The following is a 25,701-nucleotide window of genomic DNA, read 5'->3' on the forward strand; positions in this document are numbered from 1 at the left end:
TCCTTTTGCCGCGCCCGCCACCTCGTCTCCGGCACCAACGCGGTGGTCCGAAGAGACGAATGGACGACCAGGACGGCGGCAATCGTCCGTTCAGCCGGTTTCGGTCCACCGGTCCGCCCCTAGGGTGGAACGCGAGACCGCTCGTCCCGGCCCCCGGCGAACGGCGCTCATCGGCGAGCTCTGGAGGGGCAATGTGCGTTCGCATTCTCGAAACCCGGGCCAAACGGGGGAATCCCATTCTCCGGCTACTGGTCCGTATTCAGCTCAAGGCGTCCCGGCGCTGAGCGCAGGCGCGCAGCCTGCTGATCGCCCGGTGTTTGGTCACCCGCACGCGTGACGACGTCGTACCGAGCGCCGCGGCGGTCTCGTTCGACGTCAATTCGCCGATCACCCGCATCCCCAGCACTTCCCGGTGGGAGACGGGCAGTATCCGCATGAGCCTGCCGAGCCGGACGCCGAGATCGGTCCGCAGGGCACGCTGCTCCGGTTCGTCGGCGGCCACCGCCGGACGCTCGGGGAGCTCACCGGTCAGCACCTGTTTGCTCCGCGACGCCTTCCGGAACGCGTCGGCGACCTTGTTCGCCGCGATGGCGCGCAGGAGGAACAGGAAGGAGCCGCCGCGCAGGCCGTGCCCGGGGACCGCGACGAAGACCGCGAGACAGATCTCCTGCGCCACGTCGGCCGGTTCGAGGTAGGTCAGGTCGCGGCCACCGAGGCGGATCTCGGCGTACTTCCGCGCCCACGCGTTGACGGCGGCCATGAGGTCGTCCATCGCGTGCGGCCCGCCGTCCGCCGCCGCCCTGGCGAGGCCGTCCCAGCAGGCGGGGGAAATCCACGTCTCACCGCCGCCGGTTCCTCGCATCGGAAAATCGTCGTTCATGTCCCGCTCCCACGGATGAGAAAACCCGGCCGCCAAGGTCCAGGACGGAACGCGCACAACGGTAGTCGAGAGGACCGGTCACCTCAATCGACGAAGGTCCGCGACCAATTGTCCACCCCGGCGCGAAACCGGACAGATTCCCACCAGTGGTCTGGACATCTCCCGGCCCGGCGCCGTAACTTCCCGTGCTGAGACCCCTCGCCAAGGTCACACCCAGGCCGGGAACGCGCCCCCGGCCGACATCCGCAAGCACCGCCGCGGCGCGTTCGCGTTCCGCGGCGGGATCCCGCCGAGGAGTGAACTGTGCGCATCCGCAAGAAGATCCGGCGCGTCTTGACCGCGTTGGCGGTCGTCCTGCCCCTGGCCACCGGGGTTTCGGCGCCCACCGCGGCCGCCGCGGGCCCCGATCCGCTGCCGTTGACCGTCACCAACAATTCAAACCGCTCGGACGCGGTTCACCTCTACGTGCTCGGCACGAACCTCAACACCGGCAAACTCGGCTACGTCAACGCCGCCGGTGCCTTCACCCCATGGCCGGCGGGCGCGAATCCGCCGAGCCCCGCGCCGGACGTCGCGATCGCGGGCCCCGGCAACGGCGGCTCGACCACGCTGCGGATCCCGCGGATGCTGTCGGGCCGCGTGTACATGTCGTTCGGGCAGAAGATCAAGTTCTTCCTGACCCCGGACGGGCTGGTACAGCCGGCGCCGTGGGCCGACGGCGACCCGAACCGCGACATCCTGTTCGACTGGAGCGAATTCACCTACGACAACGGCGGGCTGTTCATCAACAGCTCGCAGGTCGACATGTTCAGCGTGCCGCACGCCGTCGGGCTCACCAACGGGGCCGGGACGAACAAGGAGGCCGGACGTCTCAAGGCGGGCGGCCGCGAGGCGATCTTCAACGCCGTCCAAGGACAGTCCGGTTTCTCGAACCTGGTGTACAACCGGCTGCGGGTCCTCGCGCCGGGCAAGGGGCTCGACACCGGCAAATTCGGCGCGAACTACCTCGACGGCTACGTCACGAGCGCCTGGAACACCTACAAGTCGACCCCGCTGACCGTGGTCCCGTTCGAGGCCGAACCCGGCAAGAAGTTCACCGGCCGGACCGGCGGGGACGACGTCCTGCGCTTCACCGACACCTCGGGCGCGACGGTGGCGTCGTTCAGCAAGCCGAGCACCCGCGACGTCTTCAACTGCGACGGACGGCTGCACGCGCCGAACGACCAGGTCGTCGGCCCGATCGCGCGGACACTGTGCGCGGCACTGCACCGCTCGACCCTCGGCTCCCTGCACACGCAGCCGACCTACGACGCGGGCCAGTTCTACAAGCAGCCCGTGACCGACCACTACTCGCGGATCGTGCACGAGCAGATGGTCGACGGGAAGGCGTACGGATTCGCCTTCGACGACGTCGGGCACTTCGAGTCGCTGGTGCACGACGGCGACCCGCGTACCGCACGGATCATCCTGACCGCGTTCTGAGCTGAACGCGCGGTTGCCGAATGGGCCGTGAGTGGCGATTCGGGTTCTGGTGAGGCCGCTCTTGGGTACCTACTGCGTGACCTGTGGCGCTTCTTGCGTGATGCCAGGTTGAAGTACGTGAAGGGCCCCTTCCCTACCTAGGCGTCCCGAGTCGGAAGTTCGTGTGGTAATTCGGCGTGGTGCCGGAGGGTTCGCTCGCGGGCCGTGGGGCGACCGTGCCGCGAAAGCCACTTTCGCGACCCCAGGCGTCGCGAAAGTGGCTTTCGCGACGCACCTCATGCCCCCGGGCCAGGCGCGAAACGGCCGGCTATCGATACGGATTAACGGCGCGAACTTCCGGCGCAGGACACTAGGCGCAAGGATGGGGGCCTTCATGTACTGGGTTTTGCGCGTGAAGGCTCACGGTGGCGTTCCTGCCCGCTCGCGGCAGCAGGGTCGTCTCGGCCCGGGCTGACGCGGCTCGGGCTGAGGTGAAGGGCCCCTTCCCTACTCTTAGGGGTAGGGAAGGAGTCCCTCACGGACCTGCGAACCCGGCTCACCCGCCGTAGGCATCTGGAACACGACCGGCCCTGACCCGAATCGCCACTCACGAGACGCGACGATGAGCGCGCGGCTCCTTCAGCGCTTCCGACGGCCCGGCGTCGAACTCTCATGTCGTGAAGGGCACCTTTGAGACCTTCACCGTCTCAAAGGGACCCTTCACGACATCCCCACCCCCGCGAAACCCACACGAGGGCCCGACTGGAGTCCTTCACGCGCAGCCGCTGTGACACCTGGTGCCTGTGGGGCGAACGTGGCGATGACCGAGTCCGTGAAGGACTCCTCAGCGCGCCCCGCTCCCGATCCGCCAGGCCGACATGCCGATCCCGCTCGGCGCGAGCGTGAACTTCGGCGGCTCGGGAGTGCTGAGGCGCTCCAGTTCCTCCGCCGTGTACCGCACGCATTTCCGGTGCCATTCCAGGATTCCGGCCATCCAGTCCTTCATGTTGTCCGCGTACCTGGTCAGCACCGCGCGGACGTCGTCGTCGAGCCCGAGGTCGTCGCACATCCGCGGCAGGTCCTCGTCGGCGAGCTGCTCGAACTGGTCCATCCGCGCGTTCATCAGCCGGGCCGCGATGTCGCGGGCCTCGATCCGGTCGACCTCCAGGAAACGCTCGACGACGTAGACGAGGTTGTGCACCTCGCCCTCGTATTCGATCTCCTTCTGATAGGAGAAGAGGTCGTTGGCGAAGGTCGCGTAGTCCTGGGCGGCGGTGTCGAGTTCGAACAGCACCCGGTTCTGGTAGATCTCCGGCGGTACGACGTCGCCGAGCCGGAGCCGGGCGAGGCTCTTCGTCAGGTCCGAACCGAACGTCCGCCGCCGCATCTCCACGTAGTCGACCGGGTCGGGGACGCGGTTCTGCGCCTGGTTCGCCACCTCCCAGACCCAGCTCGCGGTCATCCTCTCGATCGCCTGCCGGAACTCCGCCCGCGCGGGTGGGGTCAGCGGCCCGGCGGTGCGGTTCCACAGGTCCTCGAGGCCGCGCTCGACCGGGTTCGACGGCTTCGGCACCGGCTCGCCGTCGAGCGGCATGAAGAGGGAAAGGCGGTCGTTGCACAGTTTCGCGGCGACGGGGTCCCTTCTCATCCCGAAGACGACCGGGAAGTAGTCGTCGCCGTAGGTGCCCCAGGTCAGCCAGTCCGACGACAGCTTGAGCTGGTCGAGATCCGCGTCCGCGTGGATCATCGCGGCGCAGTGCGGCAGGTCGATGCCGCGCATCCGGCGCTCGTCCCAGATCCCGCCTTCCTCGAACATCCCCATCTCCCGTGCCCAGCCCGGCGCGTACTCGCGGGCGGCGGCCAGGTGCGGGCTGGTGCGCACGGGGTACGGCATGCGGAATTCCGGCAGCGGCAGATGCCCGACCTTCGCGAACGGCGGGGGCGCCTGCTGCCGCACCCGCTGAACCAGCCCCAGCCTGCCCGGCGAGAGCCGGAGCGATCCGGTGCCGAGCCCGCTCGGCCCGTTGGCGCCGGACACCGGGCCCTCGTTCATGTACCGGCTCGACCGCGCGTGCCATTCGTGACCGCCGGACTGCCAGTCCTGCAGTCCTTTGACGTACAGGCCGACCCCGATCTGTTCGGCCAGCGAGACGTCGCGTTCGGCCAGCAGCGCGGGCACTTCGACGAGAGCGGTGTTCTCGAACTGCTGCAGCCGCGAGGTCAGCAGGTCGTTGGTGAGTTCGGCGGCCTCCTGCGTCGGGCAGTCGAGGAACTTCTCGAAGACGAGGACGGCGTTGGAGTTCTCCCCCTCTTCACGTACTTCTCGTTGGTAGGAAAAGAGATCGTTGCGAAGGTGGACGGCGTCGGCGAAGGTGTCGCGCAGGACCTCCATCGGCCTGGTCGCCGCGATCCCGTCCGGCACTTCGGCGCCGACGGCGTACTCGATCAGGTTCGCCGACCACGGCGCCCCGCCGACGCGACGGCGCATCTGGATGTACTCGATGGGGTTCGCGATCCGGCCGCGGTCGATGTTGTCCAGTTCCCAGAGCGATTCGACCATGAGGTTGTGCGTGCTGGTGACGAAACGCCGCCGCCAGGCTTCCGACATCGAGGGAATGGTGCGCGCCCAAAGGTCCTTGAGCCCGGCTTCGGCGGGATTTTCGGGTTCCGGGGAGGTTTCCCCCGGTCCGGTCATGAACAGTTCCAGCCGGTCCAAATAGGCTTTCGCGCCCTCGGTGTTCCGGGTGTACTTGAATTGCGCGAGGAAATCGTCGTCGAAGAAGAACACCCAGACGTACCAGTCCGTGACCAGATCGAGGGACGGCCCGTCACAGTCCGGATGGGTGTGCGCGCAGAGCAACGCGTAATCCATCTTCGCCAGCGCCTGCTCGGTCCAGACGACGTCACCGGACGGGGCTGGTGAATCGAGCATGCCCATTTGCCCGGCCCAGGCCATACTGTGCGTTCGCGCCGCTTCGAGGTGCGGATTCATCCTGGCCGGATGCGGCACGTAGAACTCGGGCAAGGTGAAAGCCTGCATCGGCGACTGCCTCCCGCGGGTGTCGGATATGCCCCGACGTTTCCAGCCCGCGGCGGTTCCGGGCAACGGCCACCCGAGGGATTCGGTGTGCCATGGAGTGAATCAGTCCCAGATGGACGCCGAATCGACATACGGCGCGAGCAATCCGCTCAATACCCGGTCACCGTTCCCGTTCAATTCGTCCTCGGCGATCCGGCGGGCGACGCCGACCAGGAAATCGGCGGCCTGCACCCGCGGATCGGTCCGCGAATCCACGAACCTCACCCCGGCCGAACCCGGGGTCGACTCGATGCGGGCGAGCCGTTCACCCTTGAGCGACGGTTGTTCGTCGTGGACGAGGAAGACCCGCTCCCCGCCCGCGCTCCAGTACTCGACGGCGCGGAGGATCGCGGGCACCAGCGGGTCGAGGGGCTTGGCATCGCGCGCCTCGGCGACCTTCGCCCGCAGTTCCGCGGTGTCCCCGACCATCGCGAAGAACGATCCCGTCGCCGGATCCCGGCGGTTCCTGGTCCGCAGCACGTCGTTGAACGCGGCGAGGAGTTCGTCGTCCGGCCGGACCTCCGGGCCGGCGAGCGCGCGGAGTTCGTTCGCCAGCAGCAGTTTCTTGTCCACGAGGTACACGTGCGCACGCCCGTGGACCGGGCCGCGCGGGCCGAGGAACCATTCGAGGAGCCGCCGGTGCTTCGTGCGGAGGAGGTGGTTGGCCTTGTACTCGACCGCCGGCGAGCGGATCCTGCACCGCAGTTCGGCCAGGCAGTCCGCGGCCTCTTCGGGACTCAGCCGGACTCCCGCGTGCGCGAAGACGTCGGTCTGCCCGCCGATCAGCTTCTCGCCCTCGGACCCGGACTCGTCGCAGGCGATCTCCAGGGGCACGCTGCGCATCGTGCCCGATCACGGCGGTTCCGTCGAACGGGTTACGCGGGCTCGGGCAGCGGCGCACCGGTCTCGAGCAGCGTCTTGAGGCTCGAAAGGATCGACGGCCAGCCGCCCTTGACCATCTCCAGCGCGGTGCTGCCGTGGTCGAAACCGTCGTGCACGACCGTCAGCTTCACCGTGTCGCCGACGGGTTCGAGGTCGAACGTGACCTTCGACCGCGACTCGGCCTGGAGCTTCGCCGACACGTCGTCGTCGAGGCCGACCGACTTGGCGAACTCCGGGGTGAACGTGTGCCACGTGTACGACAGCCGCCGGTACGGGTCGGACTCGAGGATGACCTGTTCGGGGTCTTCCAGCTTCACTCCGAGCTGATCCCAGGCCATCGTCGACCCGGGCTCCCAGTCCGAAGTGAACTCACAGCCCCAGTACTGCTTGGTGAAGGCCGGGTCGGTGAGCGCCCGCCAAAGCCGCTCCGGCGTCGTCCTGATGTAGCTGGTGTACACGAATTCGTCGGTGCTCATGGGTTGCTGCTCCAATGCCTTCTTGAGGTCGGCGAGCGCGTCGACCCGGCCCTGGTGGTACCGGTCGATCCAGCGTTCGGCGATCGCGTTGATCGGCTCCGCGTTCACGTAGTGCAACTTCTCGCGGCCGCGGCGGACCGTGGTCACCAGGTTGGCCGCTTCCAGCACGGCCAGATGCTTGCTGACCGACTGCCGCGCCATGTCCAGCCCCGCGCACAGCTCGCGCAGGGTCTGCCCGTTGCGCGCGTTCAGGTCGTCGAGCAGCCGGCGACGGCTGGCGTCCGCCAGCGCCTTGAAGACCTCGTCCATGCCGCTCCCTGATATGCAGCCGCGCGGCTGCCTGTTCAGCTTAGGCAGCCGTGCGGGTGCATGTCAAGGACTCCGGATCAGAAGCGGCCGCAGTTCCCGTTGCCCGCCTGTCCGTTGAACACACTCTTGAGCCACTCGGTGGCGTCACCGGGAGCGGTCATCATGCCCAGGGCGTGGGAGAGGAACGGAGTGAAGGTCGCGAGGTCCTTCCACTGGACGTTGGCGCCCTTGCCGCACCAGTCCTTCGCCATCTGCTTGCCGACGGCGGCGGGGATGACGTCGTCCATCGGGCTCTGCTCGACCATGACCGGCATGGCGGGCTTGACGGTCCCGATCCTGTTCTCCGCGACGATCGCGTCGAACGGCGGCTGGGAAAGGAACGAAGAGACCGGCTGGCCGCTCTTGGTCAGCGAACTCGTCTGCTTGCCCATGAACTTGAAGACCGAGTCCATCGTGCAGGTCTGCCGGGCCTCCAGGAACAGCTGGGCGCCCGCCGGGTTGGCCAGATCCATCATCCTGGCTTCGGGGTACGCCTGGTTGATGCCGATCAGCGCGTAGCCGAGGAACCCGACGTACATGCCGCCGTCCAGCGACTTGGCGAGCGCGGCCTTGTCTGCGGGCGGCGCACCGGAGTAGACGCCCTTGACGTTCAACTCGGGCGCGTAGGTGGCGGCGAGTTCGGCCGCGGCCGCGGCAGCACTGCCGCCTTCGGAATAGCCGGCGATGCCCACCGGGCCGTCGGCAGGCAGACCGGTACCGGAAAGTCGTTGCGCCGCGCGGATCACGTCCAGCACGGTGTGCGCTTCGGACAGCCGGTTCACGTACGGATGCTCACCACTGCCTTCGACCCACGGTCCGATGTAGTCGGTCTGCGCCACCGCGAACCCGGCGCCGAGCAACGCGTTGACGAAGCTGCCCTGGAAACCGGACACCATGTCCTGCGAGCCCTCGCCCGCCAGCGTTTTCGAGGGCGCGCACTGCGGGCCCATGCCGAAGGTGAACGGCGCGTAGGCCACGATCGGCCGTTCCCCCGGCCCGCTCCACGCGGCGTTGGGCACCAGGACCGTTCCGCTGACCGCGACCTGTTTGTTCTTGTTGTCCCGCGACAGATATTGGACGCGGGTGGCTTTCGCGCCGTTGTAGTTCGAGGGCTGCGACTTCAGCACGTCACCGTTCTGCCCCGCGGGCAACGGTGAAACCGGGCTGTAGACCGAAGTCGTGTCGGCGACGGCCGACGGCGCGTTGAGCGCCACCGCGACCAGCATCGCGGCGACGGTGGCGATCAGGCCACGGCGAAAGGGAACTGACATACGGCGGCTCCACGGTGAGTCGGGACCGGGCAGGTGCCCAAGAGGAACCGATCGGCCGCGGACTTTCAAGAGATCAAGACCGATCGGTCTTCACGTTGTCAACCGCTGCCGACCGGCCGTTCTCCGCTTTGTCACCGGGAAACGATCGTTCGAGACGTGCCGTGATCCGGCCGACGACGGTCAGCCGCGCCGTCGCACTCCGCCGGAGCGCCGCGAGCTGGCGATCGGACGGTTGATCGACGCGACGATCGCCGCCATCGCCGAAGCCGGGTACGCCAGCGCCTCCCTCGGCGAGATCTGCGAACGCTCCGGAGTGTCCCGGGGCGGGCCCTTCGTTCTCACCCGCCGTCTCAGCGCGGAGTGACACTCTGATCGTGGGCGCCGTCAAGGGTCCGCTTGACGGCATCCAGGCCGCGGGACATCACCTCGGCCATCGGCGCGGCCAGCTCGTCGGGGAGCACGTCGCGCGTCCACACCAACCGGCATCGCCGCTCGCCGTCGGCGAAGACCTGCATGGCGGCGCTGTCGTGCTCCGGTCGAACGCTGCCGCCGACGACCGAGTAGACGATCCGGCGTGTGTCGTGATCGACGGTGATCCGCCTTTCCCGGACCACCGTGCCGTCGGCGAAAGTGACGTCCCGGTGGTCGCTCTCGGCCTTGGTGTCCGACACGAACCCCGGTGCCATCCGCGAGGGACCCGCGCCGAAGTCGCCGATCACCTCCCACACGTCGTCGGCACCGGACTCGATCACGATTTCCTTGCTGATGGACGCCATGTCCGTTCTCCCTTGTCTTCCCTGCCGGATGCGTTCAAGCCTCCCCCGAACCAGGCCGCGGGTCTTGAAGATCCTTGCGGAAACTGTCGGACCCTCCGTCTAACGTCGGCGAGTGCTCTCCTTCGCCGATCTCGCCACCCGTCCGGAGTTCGCCGTCGCGGCGGTGGACTGCCGGGACGATCACCGCGGCTGGTCGGTCGAGCGGCCGCGCGACGACGTGCGGCTCGTGCTCGTGCGCCACGGCGGGTTCCGCCGCCGGGTCCGCGGTGTCGGCACGGACCTCGACCACACCGTCGGCTACCTCGGGATGCCCGGCGAGGAGGAGTACTTCTCCCATCCCGCGGGCGGTGACCGGTGCACTTCGATCAGCCTGAAACCCGCGCTCTGGCGCACCTTGGCCGGCGACGCGCCAGTGCTGGAGCGCTCGTCGCTGTACGTGGACGGCACGCTCGACCTCGCCCATCGACGGCTACTGGCCGCCACCCGCGCCGCCGACACCGGCTACGCGGCGGCCGAGGGCCTGATCGGCCTGGTGGCCACGATCGTCAGCCAGGTCGTGGCCACGACCATCCCGGCCGTCGACCGGGCAAGCGCCGGCGACCGGGCGCTGGTGGCCCAAGCCCGCGGCGTCATCGGCGACGGCCATCCCGCCGCGGCGGGCCTGATCCCGCTCGCCGCTCTGCTGGGTGTCTCGCCGTATCGGTTGAGCCGGGCCTTCACCCGCGAGCTGGGAGTGTCGCTGACCCATTACCGCAACCGGGTCCGCGTAGCCCGAGCGCTGGACCGGCTGGAGAACGGCGACACCAGTCTCGCGGTCCTCGCCGCCGACCTCGGCTTCGCCGACCAAGCCCACCTGTGCCGAACCGTGCGCGCACACCTGGGACACACGCCGACCGCCTTACGCGGCCTGCTCGCCTGAGGTTGGGGCACCATCACCGCATACAAGATCTTCGCACCTGCGGGCGGCTGAGTCAGGATAGGGGCGGAACGGCCATCCCGCGCACGTTGTACCGGAGGCCGAACCGTTCCGCTATGCCCGGCACGGCGATTTCGGTGATCAGCTTCCCGGTGGCGCGATCGAACCGCTTGATCCGGACGGGCGCCTTGCCGTCGAACGTCTCGTTGACGAGGTTGACCGACCGCTCGGTGAAGACCACCTGGCTGGCCGAGCCGGAGTTCGAAGCGAATCCGGTGTCGAAGCGCGGTTTCGTGACCCCGGACGCTGTTTCGGTGCTCATGATCCTGCCGTCGGCGGCGAGCCATTCGAGGTGGCCATCCCGCACGGCCTTGGCGTCGTACGACTTCTGGGAGAACGTCTCGCGGTCCACCAGTTCGTCGGCGATGGGGCGTCCCTGGACGTCGACGAGGGGTCGTTCGGTGTACGCACCGTTGCCGGTGTTCCACGAAACGATGGTCATATGGGGTTCGCCGTCGGCGTCGGAGTAGTCGGAAAGGAACGTGATGACACCGTCGCGACACGGCACGTGACGGTTGTGGTCTCCCGCATCGAAGACTCCTCGCCAGGCGAGGACCTTTTCCTTCCCTTCGGTCGCCGGATAAAGCTGGGAAAGCAGTTCCGGCTGCGCGCCGGGGTCGGCCTTCGAGCGCATACCGGGGATCGTGGCCGATTCCGCGAAATGAGCTCCCCCGTCGGTGGCGATTCCATTGAGGACGCCGCCGCACAGCGCGTTCATGAAGTAGTTTCCTTCGACCGGGTAGAGCCGGGAACCGGTCGAGGTGGTGATGGCGACCTGGTTGGCGTAGCCGGCTCCGGAGAAGCCTTCGTTGTAGACCGCGACGAAACCCTTGTTGTCCGGCAACGCGAAAGCCGACTGCTGATGCCCGGCCTTCTTGTTCGCGAAGCTGACCAGACGGTCCTTGCCCAGAATGTAGTCGCGTTCGTCGTCGCTGAAGAACAGCCCGGCGTCCGACCACGCCACATGCGGCTCGGTCATGCCGCTGGTCTCGATCAGCTGTTTGCTTCCGTCCGCCCGCACCAGGACCAGATAAGCGGGCTGCTTTTCCGCCGGCTTGTCGGCGGAGGTGTCCGGACTGAGGTAGAACGTGGCGACGGTTTCACCGAGCTTCACCGCATCGGGATCGGCGATGTCCAGGTCCGCTCCGCCGTCCGGCGACGTGCAGGCCGTCAGTGCCAGGATCGCGCAGGCGGCGAGCGCGACGAGCCGGGGAAGGCGCACCGGGCCGAATCCTCTCAGGCGATGGGTGGTGCGGCCCGCACCCGGCAGGCCGCACCGCTCGACGACGGTCGCTACTTGATGGTCGCGTAAACCTTGGTGCGGTCGTGATCCTTGATGTTGTCGGGGTACACGCCCGGCCCGCCGTTGCTGTCCAAGTCGACCTTGGCGCCGTGCTTGTACGCCTTCCACACCAGCTCGGAACAGTTCAGCTTCCCGTTGCTGTTGTCCTTGTTGTCGGCGAAGTTCGTGTCGTAGGGCATGTCACGGAACTTGTTGTAGGCGTGGTCGGCCGCCTTGTTGCGGGTGGACTGTGTGACGTCGACGTACATCTTGTAGATGGGGCCGCACTTCTTCAGTGTGGACGCCGTGACGGACCGGCTCTTCTGGCCCGAGCCGGGCGCCTCCACGATCGTCTTCGTCGTGTGGTAGATGCCGACGTGGTTGTGCTTGAAAACGGTGGTCTTGGCGTAGGAGTGGAAGATGTCCCCCTTGTTCCGCGCGTTTCCGACCGTCTTCTTCGCGTTGCAGGCGCCATCGTCGGACGAAGCGATGCCGATCTGGCTCGACGCGTCCGCCTCCGCGGCCTGAGCCGGTGCGGCGAACAGGCCGAACATCGCCGTTCCCGCCAGCACGGCGGATGCCGCGGACGAGACCACGGTTTTCCCGATTTTGGACATGGATATCCCCTCTTCACGCTGTGGACAGACGAATTGTGTGCGTGCACACAAGACTTCCGATGGACAGAAGTCATCGGAATCCCTTTGCCAGAGGGCCCCCGTCCGTTGACAGACATGAACCTAACCGCTCGGGAGAGCCTTGGGAGTCCAGCGAACACCTGACAGCGCCGGTCGGTCCGCGACGCCAAGGTCGGAGTCCGCGCTTTGGAGGTGCCGGATTTCTCCGGCTCAGCGCTCCGCCGGTGCGATGCCGATGGCGACGGCGGCCGGCGCGCGCACGACGGTTGAGCTCACCCGGCCGGCGATCCTCGACGAGCGATCGCCGGCCGGGCGCTCAGGTCAGCGCCCTCGGGGAGCTATAGCGTCGCCTCCCACGCGGTCACCGCGCCACCGGTGACCTGGTTGATCCAGGCCCGATACCCGGGAACGCTGTTGTAGATTCCGGGACCGTTGAGGCAGTTGCTGCTGTTGTTACCGGATCGGCTGGTAGCGCCGGTCAGCTCACCGCCCAAAATGGACGGTCCGCCGGAGTCGCCGTAGCAGGCACTGGTTCCGGGTGCGCCCTGGAAACAGATCTCCTTGCCCGGCTTGAAATTGGCGGTACACCTCGAGTCCGAGACGGTGGTGGTGTCCACCTCGCGAAGCTGTGGCGACGCACCGCCGCAACCGGGCGTACCGCAGGTCTGCCCGTGACCGATCAGCTTGTTGACGGTGCCGACGGCCGGGCTGGTGGCCGCGATCTTGATCGGCGTGGCAGTGGCCGCTCTCGACAGCTTCACCACGGCGATGTCGTTCGCGCCGAGGGTCGCGCTCGCCGCGGCGATGACCTCGCCGCCGGAGCCGGTGTTGACCGCGCCTATCCGAGCGGAGAAACCGCCGCCGGTGGAGCCTTGGACGCAGTGCCTCGCCGTGACGAGCCATTGCGGTGCGATCAGCGACGCTCCGCAGAAATGACGGCCATTGCGTTGCAGCGACGCGAAGAAGGAGTAAGGAGTGGTGACGACCTTGCCGCCGATGATGAAGGTTTCGATCGGCGGCCCGGCCGGCGGCTCGGCCACTGCCGCGGGCCCGGCGAAGAGCGACCCGGCGACAACGGCGGCGGCGATCATGGAAATACGTCGGATCCACATGGTTTTTCGGCCTCCTGCAAGGAAAGGGGAGTCCAGCATGGGACGGGATTCAGCAGTGTCACGTCTATCAACACTCGACCGTAGTGCGCCGTAAAGTATCCGGTACCCCCGATGGTTCTGAATCGGACATACCATCTATGAGCGCTTCCCCGATGATCACGTGACATGAGCCAAGGACCGGCGCAGGGCCGCGACCGCTTCGGCGAACGCGCAGGGACCCGGGCGCACATCACCGAACGTCGTCGACCGCGCCACGCGCGGCCCGATGGGCAGGATCATCGGGCGGGGCAGCCGGAAAAGGCTGTGTGGAAATAGGGACACTCGACGTCCCTATTTCCACACACCCCACCCCGCCCACGCCACGTTCGCCTTCCTCTCGACAACCAGGAGATCCAGCTGAAGATCGGCTCATCCGCGACATGACCAAAGGCATGCGTCACCCGGTCTGGAAGTGATCACCCGCGCAGGACGTACCCGACGCCACGCACGGTGTGGATAACGGGCGGCGGTCCGAGCTTGTGCCGCAACTGCGCGATCAGCACCTCGAGCGCGTTGGGCGACGGGGGCACCAGTTCGTCCCAGCCCGCGTCGGTCAGGTCGCGGCGCCGGACCGGCTCGCCCGCCGAGACCACCAGCCGGTGCAGGACCGCGAACTCCTTACCGGTCAACGTCAAGGTGACGCCACCACGTCGCGCCTCGTGCCTGCCGATGTCCAGTTCGAGGTCGAGGAAATCCAGCACCGGCGCCGCTCCTGAGTCGCCACGGCGGCACAGGCTTCGCACTCGCGCGACCAGTTCGGCCATCGCGAAGGGCTTGACCAGGTAGTCGTCGGCCAGGGCCAGTCCGGCGATCCGGTCGGCGATGGTGTCGCGCGCGGTCAGGAACAGCACCGGGACCTCCCAGCCATCCCGGCGGCGTTCGCCGACGTAGCCGAGGGAGTCCCCGGCGGGAAGCATCCGGTCGAGCACGACGCAGTCGTAGGCATTGACACTCAGCGCTTCGTCGGCGTCAGGGAGGTCCTTGGCGACATCGACGGCGAACCCGGAGCCGCGAAGTGAAGCCTCGACGGCTAACCGGAGATCCTCGTCGTCCTCGGTGACCAGTACACGCACCCGACGACCGTAGCGTGATCACCCGGCGAGCTCTATCAACCAACCTCGGTCCGCGGCCTTCGCGCCGGCCTGGAAACGGCTGCGCGCGCTGAGCCGGTGCATCAGATCGGACACCATCCTCCGGACGGTCCGCTCGGAGATGCCGAGACGGGCCGCGGCCGACTCGTCGGTGTAGCCGTTCATGAGCAGCGTCAGCAGGTCCACTTCGCGCCGGGTCGGCCCCGATCCGGTACACGGCGCGGCGCTGAACGGCCTTTCGGAGGGCCGCCACAATCGTTCGAACAGCTCGGCCACGACCCTCACCACGCTGGGCACGCGGGACTCGGTGAGCTCACCGCGCTGGTCCCCCGGCAGCAACGCGAGCGTCCCGTCGACGACCATCGCGGTCATCGGTACGGCGGGCACGGTGCGGATTTCGGCGCCGTGGGAGGCGAAAGTGTCCAGCCGCCTGGCCGCCTCCGGGTTGTTCCCCGCCTCGACCGGCACGAGTACCCGGTAGCGCACGCCGCGCCGCAGGTTGTCGCGGTCCGCGGTACGGAACATCGGCAGCGGTCCGGCCATCGCCATCAGGACGAGTACCTCACGGGTCGCCGTGGGAAGCGTCATGCCACCCGTTCCAGCTGTCCGGACGACGCCCGGCCGGATTCCAGGCGGACGGTCCTGGCCCCGGCGAGCGAGAAGTCCCTCGCGCGCGTCGTGACGATGGCGGCGCTGCGGCCGGTCGCGGGCAGTAGCGCCGCGACCTGGCTTCGGGCCGCGGCGTCGTCGAACACCAGCAGCACGCGCCGCCCGGCCAGCTCCGAGCGCCACAGCGCGGCGCGTTCGTCCACATCGGACGGGATCAGCGTGGGCGGGAACCCGAGACCGCGTAACAGCCGCTCCAGTACAGCCGCGGTCGTCAGAGGCCGGGACCCGCCGTGCAGATCGACGAAGAACTGGCCGTCGGGAAAGCGTTCGCTGACCCGATGGGCCGCGGCCACCGCGAGCGCTGTCTTTCCCACCCCGGCCGCACCGGTGACGACGATCGCGGGCGCGCACCCGGTCAGTGCCCGGCCAAGGACCAGGAGCTCCCGCTCCCGGCCGATCAGCGGCTCGACCGCCCGCGGCAGCTCCCGTCGCGGCCGGTCCGGTGCCCCGGGGCCGTGCACCGCTTGGAACGCCTTCATCAGCTCGGGCCCCGGGCGCACCCCCAGTTCGGCGGCCAGGAGCCGCCGCGCCCGGTGGAACGTGGCCAGTGCCTGCGCCGGGCGTCCCCTCTCGTGCTGTGCCCGGATCAGCCGCGCCCAGACGTCCTCGCGCAGCGGGTCGTCCGCGGTCAGCGACTGAAGCGTGGCCACCGCGTCGGCCGTCCGCCCGAGCCCGAGCTGGGCCGCGGCGAGCGACTCCCGCAGCTGCCGATGCAATTCGTCGAGCCGCTCGACAGCGTCGTCGGCGAGGACGTCCAATCCTTCGAACGGCCGCCCCCGCCACAGCCGCAAAGCCTGCCCTACGAGAGTCAACGCGGTTCCCGGCGCTCCTGCGGCCAGGGCCTGCGCGGCGTCGTCGGCGAGAGTCGCGGCACAGTCGGCGTCCAGTTCACCGGGGCCGACGTGCAGCCGATAGGCCCCGGCCCGCCCTTCGATGCGGGGGCCGGCGTCGTGTTCCGGCAGCAGCCGTCGCAGTTGCCACATGTACGTCTTCAAGTTCGCTTCGGCCGAAGCCGGCGCGGCCTGTTCCGGCCAGGTGTTCTCGATCAGCCGATCCACCGCGACCCACGCGTTAGGCTGCACCAGGAGCGCGGCCAGCACCGTGGCGGGTTTCCCGCCGGCCGGCCTGCTCGTGACACCGTCGCGGCCACGCACCTCGAGTGGCCCCAGGACCTGGAAGAGCACCATGCTCGCACCCCCTTGCTTCGTGTCTCCCTACGATCGCGCCATGTACCTGAGGTTCCGATGACAGGGCCGACGGCGCGCGTGCTGGTCGTGGAGGACGACGAAGACCTCCGTGTGGCGATCACCGCCGAGCTGCACGGGAGCGGCCTGCCCGTCCGCGAGGCCGGTGACCTGGCACAGGCCGACGCCGAGCTGGCCGCGGGCGGGTTCGCGTGTGCGGTATTCGATCGGATGCTGCCCGACGGCGATTCGATCGATTACGTTCACCGCCGCCGTCAGGAGGGCTGGGCGGTACCGGTGCTGTTCCTGACCGCGCGCGACAGCCTCGCCGACCGGGTCGCCGGATTCGAGCACGGCGGCGACGACTATCTGGTGAAGCCGTTCGCGGTGGCCGAGATGAGCGCCCGCGTCCACGCGCTCTATCGCCGCGCGGGCGCCGGACGGCCGTCGGTGCTGCGCCACGAGGACCTCGAAATGGACTGCGCGCGGCGGCAGGTGCGCCGCGGCGGCGCGCTACTCACCTTGAGCGACAAGGAGTTCGCGGTGCTGGAGTACCTGCTTTCGCGGCCGGATCAGGCTGTCGGGCGCGACGAGCTGATCGAGCACTGCTGGGACATGAGCACCGACCCGATGTCCAATGTGGTCGACGTGGTGATCCGGCGCCTGCGGGTGAGGCTCGGCGATCCCGAGGTCATCCACACCGTCCGCGGCCGCGGCTACCGGATCGCGGACCGGTGAAGGGTTCCGCGGCCGATCGCCTCCGCCGCCTGCGGTGGCTGCTCACCTGGCTGTTCACCGGGCTGAACGCCGCCGGGCTGGTCGTGCTCGCCTGGCTGGCCGTGAGCGCCGACCTGCAGCAGCGCGAAGTCCAGCTTGACGCTGAGCTCGCCCGTGTCACCGCACCGGTCAAACGGCTGATCATGGGCGAAGGCGACGCCATCACCACCACCTACGTCGGCCAGGACGAAGTGAACCGGCAATGCCCGCAGTTCGTGATCCTGCCCAGCGGCGCGGGCGGGTTCCCGCCCTACACGAGCGGCCGGACCTGCGTGCCGGTCGATGCCAAGCGGTTGCAGACCTTCGCCGACCTGTCGGTGCGGAACGGGGCCGTGCTCAACGGCTACAGCAGCGGAACCGCGGGCGAGATGGTCCGCGTCGGCGTCGAGCCCTTCCGCAACCGCAACAACCAGGAGTCGGGCGCCATCGTCGCGGTCGCCGACGCGCGGGACGCACTCGCCGCGCATGACCAGCTGAAGTTGCTGGTCATCGGCGGCTGCCTGATCCTGCTGGGTGCCGTCGGCGTGACCGGGCACGTGCTGTCCGGACGCGCGATCCGGCCCGCGGCCGCCGCGCTCCACCAGCAGGAAATCCTGCTCGCCGAGACCGCACACGACCTGCGCACGCCGGTCGCGGCGCTGCGCGCGCTGGCCGAAGCGGCGCTGCGCAACCCCGCGGAGAGCGACGAACTGCTGCCACGGACGGTCCGGCTCGCCGCGCGGATGGGCGGCATCATCGACGGCCTGCTCGTACGCGCGCGGCTGGCGGCCGGGGTCGAATCGCTGGCCATCCAGCCGGTGCGGCTGGACCAGCTCGTCGCGAGCGTCGTGGCGGAGACGCCTGCCGAGGGCGCGCAAGTGACGCTGGTGGCGGCGCCGTCGGAAATCTCCGCCGACCCCACGCTGGTCCAGCGCGCGGTGGCCAACCTGCTCGACAACGCGCTGCGCCACGGACGGCGTCCCGGTTACGAAGCCATCGTGCACGTCACGGTCGCCGGCGGTCAGGTGACCGTCGCCGACAGCGGGCCGGGGATCGATTCGTCCGTTGCGGAGGAGAATTTCGACCGGTTCACCAGCGGCGGCGGGTCGAGCGGGCTCGGCCTGTCGATCGTGCGATGGGTCGCGCTCGCGCACGGCGGCAGGCTGCGCGTCTACAACGCCGAAGAAGGCGGCGCGATCTTCGAACTGAAGCTGCCGGAAGCGCCCTGACCGCGAAATGTATCCGAGCGGCTCCATTCTGTACCTCGTTCTTCTATGATCGGACGGTGCCGGAGAGGGGATTGAAGCGGCGGTTGCCGCTCACTGTGCTGGCTGCGACCTGCGTAGCCCTCGTGGTCGCCGTCGCCACCGGCGCGGTGAAACCCGTCCCCGGTCTGGGGCTCACGCAAGCCGGGCATTGGGTCGCCAGCCCCGCTCTCGGTTTGGTCTTCCTCGTCAACGGTGCCAACCGGAGCGTGGATGCCCAGGCCGCCATGCCGGGTCTCGAACCCGGCTCCGACGTGGTCCAGGGCGACACGAGCGCGTACGTGGTCGGCCAGCGGCGGATCATCGAATTCGGCAAGTCCGATCTCACGGTGAGCCGCACGGTGGACCAGCCGGTGACCGGGGAACGGCCGGTCCTGCTCGAAACCGCGGGCGGACCCTACCTCGTCTTCCGCGAGGCCGGGCGCGTCGTCCGGCTCGGCGACGAGTTCGCGTCGATCGACACGGGCGGTTCCCTCGGCGATCCGGTCGCCACCTCGGACGGCACGGTCTGGCTGCAGCGCACGGGCGACGGGAAGCTGTGCCGGCTGGCAAAGGGTGCCCACGCCGTCGGATGCGCTGTACAGGCCGCCCGCGGGCATACCGGTGCGCTGACCGTCGTCGGCGACACCCCGGCGTTCGTCGACACCACGGCGAGCACCCTGCAGACCGTCACCGACGCCGGGCTCGGAAAGCCGCTGTCGCTGAAGGCGTCGTTCAGCCCGGCCGCGCAAATCGCCTCGGCCGACGCGGCCGGACGGATCGCGGTCCTCGAGCCGGGCTTGCGCAAGCTGTACCTCCTCGACGCGAGCGGCCTGAGCGCCGGACGCGACCCCGGCCCTCCCAAGACCATCGACCTGTCCGACGGCCAGTACTCGCGGCCGACCGCTTCGTCGTCGGCGGTCGTCCTGCTCGATCTGACCCGCAACACCGTGGTCACCTACTCCCCCGACGGCTTGCCGCGGCACACGATGCCGATCCCGCCGGAGAACGGGTCGCCGAAGCTCTCGCGCGGCGAGGACAAACGGGTCTACATCGAAGGTGCGCAAGGCAACCACGTCCTCGTGGTCGATCCCGAGGGCACGGTCGCGCAGGTCGCGGTGACCGCCGACAAGCCGCCGGTCTCCCAGCCGACGACGGTGCCCCCGTCCTCGACGACCCAACTGCCCCCGCAACGCGGAAATGGAGGCGACCGGCCGAAGCCGCAGCCACAGACGAAGCCGCGACCGCCTTCGACTCCCGTCAAGGCGCTGGCGGCGAGCCCGCCCGGCCTTCCCAGCGGTCTCCGCGCCACCTTGGCGGGCACGACGGCGAGCGTCACCTGGGGCGCGGCGACACCGAACGGCGCCGCGGTGACCGGATACCGCGTGTCGTGGACGCCGTCGTCCGGATCGGGCGCGGGTTCGGCCGCGCTCGGCGGTGGCGCTCGGTCGACGTCGATCCCGAATCTGCGCGACGGCGTGACGTACACGATCGCGGTCACGGCGGAGAACCGCGCGGGACGGGGCGCCCCGGCGACGACGAGGGTTTCCCCGCCCGCGGGACCGAAGCCGACGATCACCATCAGCCGCGGCAAGACCGGGACCTACGACGAGACGTGCGAGGCGCCGGCGTGCGCCAAGATCCGTGTGGTGATGAAGGGCTTCACCCCGGGAACCCGCGTCAAGGTCAGGCCGTGGTCGAGCGACCCGGACTACAGCAACGAGGGCCGCTCGTGCGACATCCCGGCCAGTGGGAACCTCACCTTCGAGGCGTTCGACTTCGGCCAGGTCGGCAACCAGGTGTGGGTGGTCACCAACACCGGCGTGAAGTCCAACGTCATCACCTGGCAGTCGGGCTAGGGAACGCAGCGGGCACCGCGAATGCCCTTGCTCTCGCTTTCGTAGGAGCGCACGCTGTCGGTCGCCTGGACGACGAAGCAGTACTGCCGGCCGGGCTCGACATCCACCCGGTAGGCCGTGCCGCTCTCGACGTAGTGAGTCTTCCGCGGCAGGTCCACGCCCGCGACGATGACGGCGTAGTGCAGCGTGGATCCGGTGCTGTTCCAGGAGAGTTGGACGTACTTGCCGTGGTCGACCGGATCGGCGAGGTCGAGTCGCACGGGGTCGGCGGTCATGGTGGGCGCGGTGGTCACCGGTTCGGCGCTCGCGGGCGGCACGTTCAGCTCACGTGGCCGGTTCTGCAGTACGAAAGCCACCGCTGCGGCGAGGACGACGGCCCCGGCCGCGACGCCGGCGATCAACCGGCTTTTCCCTTTACGGCGGGACTTCGCGTGCTCCGGGCCGTAGTCAAGGATCGGCGCGCCAAGGGGGCGCGGGGTGGCCGCGGTGCCGGGCGTCGCGCCGAGCCGGGTGGCGACCAGGGTGGCGTCGATCGGGCGGGCGCCGGGGTCACGTGCCAGCAGTGAGGCCACGAGCGGACCGAGGCCCGCCGGGAGGCCGGGCCGGTCGATCGGGGCCACCGGTCCGCTGAGCACGCGCAGCGTCAACTCGTCCGCGGTCTCGCCCGGCTCTTCCCGCGCCGGGGAACGGCCGGTGAGCGCGAAGTACAGCAGGGCGCCGAGACCGTAGAGATCGGTACGTTCGTCGCGGATGCCGTCGGTGATCGTTTCCGGCGCGAGGAATCCGACATCGGAATCGCCGGGGAACGACTGACGCAGCGCGAGCCCGAAGTCCGCCAGCACCGGTGCGCCGGACGCGCGGAAGAGGACGTTGCCTGGCGTCATCCCACCGTGGACGACGCCCGCCTGGTGCGCCGCGGCCAGCGTCGTCGCGAGGGCTTCGCCCAGGGAAAGCACATCCTGGACGGAAAGCGGCCCGAAGGTCCCGACGAGTTCGGCCAGCGATTGCGTGCAGAGTTCCATCCGGACGGCGAACCGCCCGTCGGGCAATTCCTTCGCCTCGGCGGGAACAAGGACCGTGTCGAGCTCGCTCAGCGAGTTCAACGCGGAGAGTTCCTTCTCCAGCTCACCGCGGGTGCGACGATCGACGCGACCGGGGTACACCTTGAGCGCGAAGGCCTCGCCGGTCACATGGTCCATCCCGGCCAGCACGGTGGCGGACGGGCCCTCGCCCAGCGGCACCAGCTCGTCGTCTTCCATCGTTCCCAGTCTGTCATCCACGGGCCGTCAACGGCGAGCAAGTCCGGTTATTGCCGTCTCCGCCGATGTACCGCGGATGTATCCGCCATGGACCCCCGCGGGTCACTCTTGCCGCCACGGCGGTGGTTTCTCCACGCCCCATGACCAAGGAGGCGAACATGAAGCGGAATCTGCGGCGCGCGGCCGTCTACGGAGTGGCCGGGCTGGCGACCGCCGCGCTCGGCGCGACGACGGCGAACGCGTTGGTGGACAACACGGACGACAGCGCGGCCCCGGCACCCGTACAGGCCCAGGCGCCGGCTCCCGCGCCGGCGCCGGCGCATGTGCCCGGAGCCGCGCCGGTCGCGCCGAAGCAGGCGACCGCCTTGCCGAAGGCACACACGGCGCCCGCACAGCCGGCCGCACCCAAGCCCGTGCACCATGTCAAGCCCGCCGCGGCCCATCGCGCGGCCGTACCGGTCGCGTTGTCGAAGCCGCAGGTGAAGAAGGTGCGACAGGCGCCTCAGCAGAAGCGGTTCGTGGTGCAGGCGGCGGCCAAGGCGCCGACGGTGTCTCCGTTGCGCATGGCGATCGCTCCGGCCACCCCGAAACTGGACACCGCGATCAAGGCCGTCGACGACGCGCGCAAGACCGTCAAGACCGCCGAAAAGACGTTGCGTAACGCCAAGAACAAGCTCGCACAGTCCGAAAAGGACTTGAAGGACCTCCGCGAGTCGATGAAGCCGGGGCCCGGCAAGAAGCCCTGCCACGACCACAAGGACAGGCACGACCGGATCAAGAAGGCCAACCTCCCCGACGACCTGGCGAAGCGACTTGCCGCCCTTCGCACGGAAGGCAAGACGATTTCGAAGTCCACCCACAAGTCGGGCAACACGGTCACGAAGACGGCGAGCTCGTCGGGCAACGGCGCTTCCTCGTGGTCCAGCGCGACTTCGACCAACGGCATCGTCTCCGCCAACGCCTGGTGACGCCATGACCGCGACGCTTGAACCCACCCAGTACATCGTGATCCCACAGGACGTCTGGGAGCGCGAAGACGCGCCGCCACCGCCCGTCGGCGAATTCGAGCCGTATCCGGAGGACGAAGCGGAATACCCAGCGTACGAACGCGAACCACTGAGCGTCGGCGCTTACACGGGTCTCGGCGGCGCGACGGGATCGCTGGCCTTCGGCATCGCGGCGGGCGCGCTGGCGGCTTCGCCGCTGGGGCTGGCGATCGGCGTGGTGGCGGGCGTCTTCGGCGGCCTGATGGGCCATTCCTTGGCCGAGGAAGTCTACGAGCGAACGCATTGAGCCGATGGTGCAGGTCCGAACGGAAACGAGGACAGTGGTGAACAACAAAGCAGACCCGACGAGGGCCATCCTCTACTCGGTGGCCGGCGGCGTCCTGACCGCGGTGTTCGGCGTGCTCGGGGCAACGGACGCGCACGCGGAGCCGAGGGACACCGCCGGTCAGCCACCTGCCAAAGATCCGAGCCCGAAGAAGGCGGAGGCACCGGCGGGCCGGCTGACCGGACCGACCCCGGAACGGGCGCGACAGCAGGCGGCGGACGTCCGGAAGGCCCGGGAGGACCGATCAGCGAAGGAGAAAGAGAAGACCACGACAAAGGAGGTCAAGGCCGAGACACCGCAAAGGAAAACCGCCAGAGACGCCGGGCGATCGTCGGAACAGGAGAAGAAAAAAGAGGAAAAGAAGGACGATGGGAGGAGCCGGTTGACCGGACCGACTCCGGAGCGAGCACGGCAGCAGGCGGCAGACGTCCGGAAAGCTCGGGAGGACCGGTCAACAAAGGAAGAAAAGAAGACCAAAGAAGATAAAAGGGCGTCGAATTCGCGCGACCTTGTCGACGACGGCGGGCGCGGAGCAGGGGGCGGCACCCGCGAGATCATCCAGGATCTGACGTCGGCGGGATCCCGGCCTGAACCAACGGAACGCTTTCCCATGGATTTGTCCCGTCCCGCGGACAAGAAGAAGGAGGAGACACTAGAGGAGAAAGTTGCCAGGACGTCACCGTCTCCGGAGCGAGCGCGGCGGCAGTCGGCGGATGTCCGGCAGGCGCGGAAAGACCAGTCGCGGGCTCAGAAGACGAAGGGTGGCGCTGAGGAGAAAAACTCTTCCGGGCAGGCGCGGGTGCCGGATCACCTACGCGAGGTACTCACCGACAAGCCGAAGTCGGACAGCGTTGACCGGCTTCCGGGAATGCTGCCGAACACCGTGGTCACCGATCGCGGCAAAAGCGCGGGAGCACGCGGAGGGCAGCGCGAAAACCTCGATGACGTGCTGACCTCCGGTCCCACGCGTAAGCAGGCCGATGAATTCCCCGGGATGGCCAAGAATACCCCCGCCCGGGCCGGAAAAGTCACCGTCAAGGACCCGGACGACCACTTGGTCGGCAACGTGCTTGACGAGGCCCGGGAAACCATCGTGGAGGGTTTGGAGTCGATTCCGCCCGCCATCAAGGGCTTCGTGGACGCGAACCAGGACGCCACGACATGGTCCGAGGCCGATCCGAACAGTGCCGAGTGGCGCGCGGCCAACCAACGCATCAAGGAACGCGGCAAGGCGATCGAGGGCGTCGTTCGAAACCCGGGCAAAGTCGTGGAAGAAGTCATCCGTCCGTACAAGGAGGACTGGAACAGCGACAAGCCGGAGCGTGTCGTCGGCCGGGCGGCGGTCGACATCGGCACGATGTTCATCCCCGGTGCCGGCATCAGCAAGAGGGTGCTCAACGCGACCGAGGCGCTGTCCGGAGAGCGGGGACCCGATCTCGGCGCCGTCGCCCAGGCGCGACCGGACAGTGAATCCGGCAAAGGATCAACGACGGGAACTCCCGCGCCCGGCGACCACCCTTCCCGCCCGGACGGTGTCGCTGGAACACCGAACCAGCAGAATCCGCCTGATCGAACTGACAGTGCACCAACGGCCGGCACTCAAGGCTCCAAGGCGGGCACGACCACCGCACCAGGGGCGTCCCGTTCACCGAAAGATGGCGATCGACGCGGCCGCAGGGTGCTCCCGAACCCAGTGACGCGACTACCCACGTTGCCCCGGGCCGACTCCCCCGCCCGCCGCCCGGCCGACACATCCCGGCGGGACACCGACACCCCGTCTTCGCGGACGCCTGACAGCGGCGAGTCCAGGCAGCGGCCGAACGACCGCACGCCGGAAGCCGGCCCGAACCCTTCCCCGGAAGGACGGGACCCGGCTGACTCGGCGAACCGGTGCAGGACGAACAGCTTCGTGCCTGGCACTCTGGTGTTGATGGCCGACGGAAGCCGCGAACGCATCGAGAACATCAAGCCCGGTGAACTGGTGGCAGCCAGGAACCCGGAGACGGGAGCGTCGGGGGCGCGCCCCGTCGCCGCAGTGATCACCGGTTCGGGGCACAAGGAACTCGTCGAGATCACCCTCGACATCAACGGCATGGCAGGTGACCGAACCGGCGTGCTCGTCGCCACCGACGAGCATCCGTTCTGGATCGAGAGCGAGCGGCGCTGGGTCGACGCCGAGGACCTGGCGCCCGGACAGCGTGTGCAGACGCCCGATGGACGCGCGTTGGCGATCACCGCAACCCGCCTGAGCACGGCGCAGCGGACGGTGCACAACCTCAGCGTCACCGACATCAACACCTACTACGTCATCGCCGGTGATGCACCCGTTCTCGTCCACAACGCCAACCGGCCCTGCGGCGTTACATCCATGATCGACCAAGACCCACTGCTGGTGAAAGCAGCCGAGTCGGCAGGCAAGAACCAGCGAATTCAGAAGGAAATGGATGACTTGGTACAGCAGTTCCGCGAGGGAAACACGAATCCCGGCCTGGGGAACAAGGCCCTCGAAGGCACGGACATCCAGTACCTCAGGGGGCGGAACGGCGGCCGTGTCTTCTTCCGGAATACTGATGAGGGGATGCAGATCGTCGGCAAGGCCGACAAGGCGAATGAGTCGCGGGTCATCAAACGCCTCAAGGAACTCTACGGTGGCTGAGCATGTATGAGCGCACAGAGAACGGCTTGAAGCTGGAGCTGGAGTTGGGCGGTGACCCACCGGAGGCGTGCGAAAACGCCGACGGCTGGGTTACCTTGCCTGACGGCTCCAGGTGGACGGCGACCTTTCTGAGCTACGCCGAACTAGGACGGATCCTGGACCGGTGGAAGGTGTCGGGTGAATGCCTCAACGGCACTTACTTCACTTGTCCCGACTTGGTCCTGATCCGCGAGCCGGGGGTTCGGAACATGTTTTCGGCCGTTCGGGATTTGGTCGCGGACGGTGGCCATGCCTTGGCGTTGGGCAGGATCAGCTGAGGCGGCCGCGCGGCCGGCGGATGTATCACGGATGACCCGTTCCTGTACCTGGCCGATTACGCTGAGCCGGTGGCATGATGGGCCGAACGGTCCAGCGGGATCGACTTCGCAGGGGGC

23 protein-coding genes are annotated in these 25,701 nt (G+C 68.4%); 9 read left to right on the plus strand and 14 right to left on the minus strand.

The window, feature by feature from the left end:
* Positions 1 to 259 precede the first annotated feature (259 nt).
* Positions 260 to 880 carry a sigma-70 family RNA polymerase sigma factor gene (locus tag ACIHAO_RS20065; RefSeq protein WP_125791284.1) on the minus strand — a complete coding sequence of 207 codons (621 nt, stop codon included), beginning with the start codon at positions 878 to 880 and terminating at the stop codon, positions 260 to 262.
* 303 nt (positions 881 to 1,183) lie between these two features.
* Here ACIHAO_RS20065 and ACIHAO_RS20070 point away from each other — a divergent pair, with 303 nt between their 5' ends.
* A complete protein-coding gene (locus ACIHAO_RS20070; protein ID WP_396559878.1) occupies positions 1,184 to 2,362 on the plus strand; it encodes a beta-1,3-glucanase family protein in 1,179 nt (392 codons plus the stop codon).
* 823 nt (positions 2,363 to 3,185) lie between these two features.
* Here ACIHAO_RS20070 and ACIHAO_RS20075 read toward each other — a convergent pair.
* From ACIHAO_RS20075 to ACIHAO_RS20100, 6 genes are all read right to left on the minus strand, one after another.
* Positions 3,186 to 5,381, minus strand: coding sequence for a germacradienol/geosmin synthase (locus ACIHAO_RS20075; RefSeq protein WP_396559880.1), 2,196 nt, complete (start codon positions 5,379 to 5,381; stop codon positions 3,186 to 3,188).
* A 102-nt stretch (positions 5,382 to 5,483) separates the two neighbouring features.
* Positions 5,484 to 6,263 (minus strand): DUF3800 domain-containing protein, encoded by a 780-nt coding sequence (locus ACIHAO_RS20080; RefSeq protein ID WP_396559882.1) that lies wholly within the window; start codon positions 6,261 to 6,263, stop codon positions 5,484 to 5,486.
* A gap of 32 nt (positions 6,264 to 6,295) precedes the next feature.
* Positions 6,296 to 7,087 carry an ArsR/SmtB family transcription factor gene (locus ACIHAO_RS20085; RefSeq protein WP_396559884.1) on the minus strand — a complete coding sequence of 264 codons (792 nt, stop codon included), beginning with the start codon at positions 7,085 to 7,087 and terminating at the stop codon, positions 6,296 to 6,298.
* 77 nt (positions 7,088 to 7,164) lie between these two features.
* Positions 7,165 to 8,397, minus strand: a complete 1,233-nt coding sequence (locus ACIHAO_RS20090; RefSeq protein ID WP_396559886.1) for a lipase family protein — start codon at positions 8,395 to 8,397, stop codon at positions 7,165 to 7,167.
* A gap of 180 nt (positions 8,398 to 8,577) precedes the next feature.
* Positions 8,578 to 8,739, minus strand: coding sequence for a hypothetical protein (locus ACIHAO_RS20095; protein ID WP_396559888.1), 162 nt, complete (start codon positions 8,737 to 8,739; stop codon positions 8,578 to 8,580).
* 8 nt (positions 8,740 to 8,747) lie between these two features.
* Positions 8,748 to 9,173 carry an SRPBCC family protein gene (locus ACIHAO_RS20100; protein WP_396559890.1) on the minus strand — a complete coding sequence of 142 codons (426 nt, stop codon included), beginning with the start codon at positions 9,171 to 9,173 and terminating at the stop codon, positions 8,748 to 8,750.
* 112 nt (positions 9,174 to 9,285) lie between these two features.
* Here ACIHAO_RS20100 and ACIHAO_RS20105 point away from each other — a divergent pair, with 112 nt between their 5' ends.
* Complete coding sequence (locus ACIHAO_RS20105; protein WP_396559892.1) at positions 9,286 to 10,092, plus strand: helix-turn-helix transcriptional regulator; 807 nt, start codon at positions 9,286 to 9,288, stop codon at positions 10,090 to 10,092.
* Between the two features lie 52 nt (positions 10,093 to 10,144).
* Here the strand turns inward: ACIHAO_RS20105 and ACIHAO_RS20110 are convergent, their stop codons facing one another.
* From ACIHAO_RS20110 to ACIHAO_RS20135, 6 genes are all read right to left on the minus strand, one after another.
* Complete coding sequence (locus tag ACIHAO_RS20110; protein WP_396559894.1) at positions 10,145 to 11,371, minus strand: hypothetical protein; 1,227 nt, start codon at positions 11,369 to 11,371, stop codon at positions 10,145 to 10,147.
* A gap of 71 nt (positions 11,372 to 11,442) precedes the next feature.
* Entirely contained in the window at positions 11,443 to 12,048 is a 606-nt protein-coding gene (locus ACIHAO_RS20115) for a YiiX/YebB-like N1pC/P60 family cysteine hydrolase (protein WP_396559896.1), read from the minus strand.
* Positions 12,049 to 12,404: 356 nt separating this feature from the next.
* Positions 12,405 to 13,178 (minus strand): S1 family peptidase, encoded by a 774-nt coding sequence (locus ACIHAO_RS20120; RefSeq protein ID WP_396559898.1) that lies wholly within the window; start codon positions 13,176 to 13,178, stop codon positions 12,405 to 12,407.
* 455 nt (positions 13,179 to 13,633) lie between these two features.
* The gene (locus ACIHAO_RS20125; RefSeq protein ID WP_396559900.1) at positions 13,634 to 14,290 is read right to left on the minus strand and encodes a winged helix-turn-helix domain-containing protein; all 657 of its coding nucleotides are present in this window, start codon (positions 14,288 to 14,290) and stop codon (positions 13,634 to 13,636) included.
* Positions 14,291 to 14,308: 18 nt separating this feature from the next.
* A complete protein-coding gene (locus tag ACIHAO_RS20130) occupies positions 14,309 to 14,896 on the minus strand; it encodes a LuxR C-terminal-related transcriptional regulator (protein ID WP_396559902.1) in 588 nt (195 codons plus the stop codon).
* Entirely contained in the window at positions 14,893 to 16,164 is a 1,272-nt protein-coding gene (locus ACIHAO_RS20135; RefSeq protein WP_396559904.1) for a BTAD domain-containing putative transcriptional regulator, read from the minus strand. The genes ACIHAO_RS20130 and ACIHAO_RS20135 overlap by 4 nt, the downstream gene beginning before the upstream one ends.
* A 57-nt stretch (positions 16,165 to 16,221) precedes the next feature.
* On the opposite strand from ACIHAO_RS20135, the gene ACIHAO_RS20140 reads away from it, so the two are divergent.
* The 3 genes from ACIHAO_RS20140 to ACIHAO_RS20150 are packed head-to-tail and all read left to right on the plus strand — an operon-like array spanning position 16,222 to position 20,020.
* Positions 16,222 to 16,899 (plus strand): response regulator transcription factor, encoded by a 678-nt coding sequence (locus ACIHAO_RS20140; protein WP_396559906.1) that lies wholly within the window; start codon positions 16,222 to 16,224, stop codon positions 16,897 to 16,899.
* On the plus strand, positions 16,896 to 18,146 hold the full coding sequence (locus tag ACIHAO_RS20145) for a sensor histidine kinase (RefSeq protein ID WP_396559908.1): 1,251 nt from the start codon (positions 16,896 to 16,898) through the stop codon (positions 18,144 to 18,146). Before ACIHAO_RS20140 ends, ACIHAO_RS20145 begins: the two co-directional genes overlap by 4 nt.
* 56 nt (positions 18,147 to 18,202) lie before the next feature.
* Positions 18,203 to 20,020, plus strand: a complete 1,818-nt coding sequence (locus tag ACIHAO_RS20150) for a fibronectin type III domain-containing protein (RefSeq protein WP_396559910.1) — start codon at positions 18,203 to 18,205, stop codon at positions 20,018 to 20,020.
* Here ACIHAO_RS20150 and ACIHAO_RS20155 read toward each other — a convergent pair.
* Complete coding sequence (locus ACIHAO_RS20155; RefSeq protein WP_396559911.1) at positions 20,017 to 21,279, minus strand: serine/threonine protein kinase; 1,263 nt, start codon at positions 21,277 to 21,279, stop codon at positions 20,017 to 20,019. The two genes, ACIHAO_RS20150 and ACIHAO_RS20155, sit on opposite strands and share 4 nt — an antisense overlap.
* A 158-nt stretch (positions 21,280 to 21,437) precedes the next feature.
* On the opposite strand from ACIHAO_RS20155, the gene ACIHAO_RS20160 reads away from it, so the two are divergent.
* The 4 genes from ACIHAO_RS20160 to ACIHAO_RS20175 are packed head-to-tail and all read left to right on the plus strand — an operon-like array spanning position 21,438 to position 25,584.
* Positions 21,438 to 22,247, plus strand: coding sequence for a hypothetical protein (locus tag ACIHAO_RS20160; protein WP_396559912.1), 810 nt, complete (start codon positions 21,438 to 21,440; stop codon positions 22,245 to 22,247).
* Positions 22,248 to 22,251: 4 nt separating this feature from the next.
* A complete protein-coding gene (locus tag ACIHAO_RS20165) occupies positions 22,252 to 22,572 on the plus strand; it encodes a hypothetical protein (protein ID WP_396559913.1) in 321 nt (106 codons plus the stop codon).
* Positions 22,573 to 22,609: 37 nt separating this feature from the next.
* The gene (locus ACIHAO_RS20170) at positions 22,610 to 25,267 is read left to right on the plus strand and encodes a polymorphic toxin-type HINT domain-containing protein (protein WP_396559915.1); all 2,658 of its coding nucleotides are present in this window, start codon (positions 22,610 to 22,612) and stop codon (positions 25,265 to 25,267) included.
* A gap of 2 nt (positions 25,268 to 25,269) precedes the next feature.
* Positions 25,270 to 25,584, plus strand: coding sequence for a hypothetical protein (locus tag ACIHAO_RS20175; RefSeq protein ID WP_396559916.1), 315 nt, complete (start codon positions 25,270 to 25,272; stop codon positions 25,582 to 25,584).
* The last annotated feature ends 117 nt before the right edge of the window (positions 25,585 to 25,701 follow it).

This window comes from Amycolatopsis sp. NPDC052450, assembly GCF_044547565.1.
Classification (GTDB): domain Bacteria; phylum Actinomycetota; class Actinomycetes; order Mycobacteriales; family Pseudonocardiaceae; genus Amycolatopsis.

Excerpts from the sequence above, each read along its gene's own strand:
- ACIHAO_RS20100 (WP_396559890.1), bottom strand. The coding sequence starts at position 9,173 with ATGGCGTCCATCAGCAAGGAAATCGTGATCGAGTCCGGTGCCGACGAC.
- ACIHAO_RS20160 (WP_396559912.1), top strand. The coding sequence starts at position 21,438 with ATGAAGCGGAATCTGCGGCGCGCGGCCGTCTACGGAGTGGCCGGGCTG.
- ACIHAO_RS20065 (WP_125791284.1), bottom strand. The coding sequence starts at position 880 with ATGAACGACGATTTTCCGATGCGAGGAACCGGCGGCGGTGAGACGTGG.
- ACIHAO_RS20080 (WP_396559882.1), bottom strand. The coding sequence starts at position 6,263 with ATGCGCAGCGTGCCCCTGGAGATCGCCTGCGACGAGTCCGGGTCCGAG.
- ACIHAO_RS20135 (WP_396559904.1), bottom strand. The coding sequence starts at position 16,164 with ATGGTGCTCTTCCAGGTCCTGGGGCCACTCGAGGTGCGTGGCCGCGAC.
- ACIHAO_RS20085 (WP_396559884.1), bottom strand. The coding sequence starts at position 7,087 with ATGGACGAGGTCTTCAAGGCGCTGGCGGACGCCAGCCGTCGCCGGCTG.
- ACIHAO_RS20165 (WP_396559913.1), top strand. The coding sequence starts at position 22,252 with ATGACCGCGACGCTTGAACCCACCCAGTACATCGTGATCCCACAGGAC.
- ACIHAO_RS20130 (WP_396559902.1), bottom strand. The coding sequence starts at position 14,896 with ATGACGCTTCCCACGGCGACCCGTGAGGTACTCGTCCTGATGGCGATG.
- ACIHAO_RS20075 (WP_396559880.1), bottom strand. The coding sequence starts at position 5,381 with ATGCAGGCTTTCACCTTGCCCGAGTTCTACGTGCCGCATCCGGCCAGG.
- ACIHAO_RS20175 (WP_396559916.1), top strand. The coding sequence starts at position 25,270 with ATGTATGAGCGCACAGAGAACGGCTTGAAGCTGGAGCTGGAGTTGGGC.
- ACIHAO_RS20140 (WP_396559906.1), top strand. The coding sequence starts at position 16,222 with ATGACAGGGCCGACGGCGCGCGTGCTGGTCGTGGAGGACGACGAAGAC.
- ACIHAO_RS20090 (WP_396559886.1), bottom strand. The coding sequence starts at position 8,397 with ATGTCAGTTCCCTTTCGCCGTGGCCTGATCGCCACCGTCGCCGCGATG.
- ACIHAO_RS20115 (WP_396559896.1), bottom strand. The coding sequence starts at position 12,048 with ATGTCCAAAATCGGGAAAACCGTGGTCTCGTCCGCGGCATCCGCCGTG.
- ACIHAO_RS20155 (WP_396559911.1), bottom strand. The coding sequence starts at position 21,279 with ATGGAAGACGACGAGCTGGTGCCGCTGGGCGAGGGCCCGTCCGCCACC.
- ACIHAO_RS20120 (WP_396559898.1), bottom strand. The coding sequence starts at position 13,178 with ATGTGGATCCGACGTATTTCCATGATCGCCGCCGCCGTTGTCGCCGGG.